The sequence below is a fragment of the Frankia sp. CeTa3Moorea genome, from assembly GCF_978021225.1.
On the sequence record NZ_CDXDOR010000285.1, the window covers coordinates 1 to 2591 of the forward strand.

The following is a 2591-nucleotide window of genomic DNA, read 5'->3' on the forward strand; positions in this document are numbered from 1 at the left end:
CCGATCCGCCCCCACACAGACTTTTGTGAGCTGCACCACACAGTGTTGGGGGTGGTTGTCGGGTGCGGCGGAACAGGCCGCGGGAGCCCCAGCGCAGGCCCCACCCCCACTTAAGTGCCAGTCCAACCGAAAAATTTTGGGCCGGACGGAGCGGCACATTCCGACACCGCCGGACACTGGCGGACACCAGCGGACACCAGCGGACACGGGCGGACACATCGTCACGCAGGCGAGCAACGCCAGCAGCGCCCGGCAGCCTGCGATAGCCCCCGATAGGCAGCATCCTTGCTGCATGCAGATACCCCGGCACCCACAGGGCCCCGCGCCCCGCGCGCCCGACGACGACCCCCGCGCACCCCCCACGGGACGCGCACGGCGCCGCATCGGACAGGCCGGACCCGGAACGCCGCCGGGTGATCACAGAGCGCGTTGCTGGAGGCTAGTGGACACAAACGCTGCAAGACGCGACCCAACATGCCAGAATGCTCAGCGTCGCCCCGAACCCCCGCGTTCCGGGCGACACACACGAGAGGAGGGAACGGCGGGGAAAGCGGGGGCCTACCAACGGCCCCAGCCGGACCGCACATGACAACCGAACACCCGATCGACGTCCCGACGCTCACCCAGCACCTGCGCAAGGCCATGCGCCACGGCGTCCGCGCCACCCGCCTTGCCACTCACGCGCCGCACTTGGTCGACCTGCTCACCCCCAACCACGTCGGCAGCCCCGACGAACGGGCCGTCATCGCCGAGCAGATTAGCCGTGACGCGATCGGGTGCCTCGGAACCGACGTCAGCGCGGCCATGCGGATCATGCTCGGGTTGGAACCCGGAACCTGGCACACCGGGATCGAGGACCGACGCAAACGCGCCGCCAAACGCATCGGGATCACTCCCGGAGCCTTCCGCCGACCCCGACGCGAAGGCACCTACCTCCACGACATCGCCTGGGAGATCTGGCAACAACGACGCACAGCCGCATGACCCGCACACCACCACCCCGCGCACCACCAGCACACCCCACAGCCCCGGGGCACCGCCACATCAGCGGAGTAGCCCCGGGGCTGTCCCACGTCCCGACAACGAAGACGACCCCGGACCACATCCGCTGAGGGGAGCGCGGGAAAGGTCACGGGGCCGCCGGTCAACGGGATACGCCGGGAAAGTTGGACGGAATCGCGTTAGTCGGCTATCCCCCCGCTTCTTCCTGTACGTAGCGGGCCAGCACGTCTTCGATACGGTCGACCAGCCGGAAGTCCAGGTCGGTGATCCGCTGCCCGGCGCTATAGGTGGTGAGACTGAACGTCAGTTCTCCCCAGTGCAGTTCGACGTCCGGGTGGTGCTCCAGTTCCTTCGCGGACTCGGCCACCGCGCCGAGAGCTTCGATCGCGGCGTAGTACTCCACAGGGAACGTCTTGTGGATCTCCTCGCGGTCGGGGGCCTTTACCCATCCGTCCAGCGCGGTCAGACGTCGGGTGACCTCCTCGGCCGGCAACGGATCGCGCAGTCCCATACTCGTTCTCCCTTCCTACAGCGTCGCCAGCAGAGCTTTGACCTGCCGTCCAGTCTCATGGTCATGCCACGGTGTGAGGTGGTGCCAAACTCCGTGGAGCTCCTGTCGTAGCCGTGCTGAACTGGTTTCCTGGGCAACGGTGACCGCGTGCATCGCGGCGTCTACGGCGGCCTCCGGATTCCCGGCCTGGGCATGCGAGATGGCCTGTCGTGCCCGGTACACGCCCTTGTCTCGACGGGCCGTGATGGGCAGGGCCGAGATGACCTGCTCCCACAGCGGCAGGGCCTCGTGGCCGAGGCCAAGGTGGTTATAGCAGGTGGCCCGCTGCACCTCGATGTAACCAGGAGTGCGCCGGCAGGCGTTGAACCACGGATAGTCATCATCGACATGAGCCAGCAGTGCGGCAGCCTTGTCCAAGGCATAGTCAGCGCCGCGCCGGTCGCCGACGAGGGCGTAGCCGTGAGCTGTCTGTTGCATCGCCTGTACCCGGACCTTCGCGCATAGGCCGTTCTCGTCTGTCAGGGCCGCGCTGGTCAGGTCGAGGGTGCCGGGTCCGTCCTGCTGGTCGCTACAGATCATCGCTTTGTTCGTCAGGGCGTGCCTGACGAGTTGGGTGTCTCCCACCCGGTGAGCGAGTTCGAGAGCCTGGTTCGCCCAGTGCGACGCGGTTGCGAGGTCTCCTGCGTCCTGGTAAAGCCAGGTCGTCAGACCCGCGTAGGCGACGCTCGTGCGCAACAAGGCATACCGTTCGGGGCCTCTGGCCACGCGCAGGAACTGCCGGACGAGTTCCTGCTGTACCAGCACCGACGGGATCACGGTGTGTGGCCCCAACGCGGCATCAGCCCGATAGTAGCCGTCAAGTTGGGCCACCAGATACTCGATGGCCTCGGGTGCGACCTGCTGATACGACGCTAGGGGCATGACCGTGCCCCCGACCAAGAACCCGGCACCGCTTCCCGCGAGGAACGTACGCCGGTCGATGGCCACAATGATCACCTCCCCTACGTTTGCGATCACTCGGTACGGGTCGGCCGTCGGACCCGCGCTGTCTGTGGGCGGTACCCCGAGGATGCTGGGG

At 67.1% G+C, this 2591-nt stretch carries 3 protein-coding genes; 1 reads left to right on the forward strand and 2 read right to left on the reverse strand.

Annotation, left to right across the window (positions count from 1 at the left end; genetic code table 11):
- Window positions 1–585: 585 nt before the first annotated feature.
- Window positions 586–984: a hypothetical protein gene (locus AC08OV_RS24390; protein ID WP_476620414.1), complete on the forward strand. Its 399-nt coding sequence runs from the start codon at window positions 586–588 to the stop codon at window positions 982–984.
- A gap of 205 nt (window positions 985–1189) precedes the next feature.
- Here AC08OV_RS24390 and AC08OV_RS24395 read toward each other — a convergent pair whose 3' ends face one another.
- Entirely contained in the window at window positions 1190–1513 is a 324-nt protein-coding gene (locus tag AC08OV_RS24395) for a 4a-hydroxytetrahydrobiopterin dehydratase (protein ID WP_476620415.1), read from the reverse strand.
- 15 nt (window positions 1514–1528) lie between these two features.
- Window positions 1529–2591, reverse strand: a 1063-nt coding sequence (locus tag AC08OV_RS24400) for a helix-turn-helix domain-containing protein (protein WP_476620416.1), incomplete at its 5' end; no start/stop codon positions are given.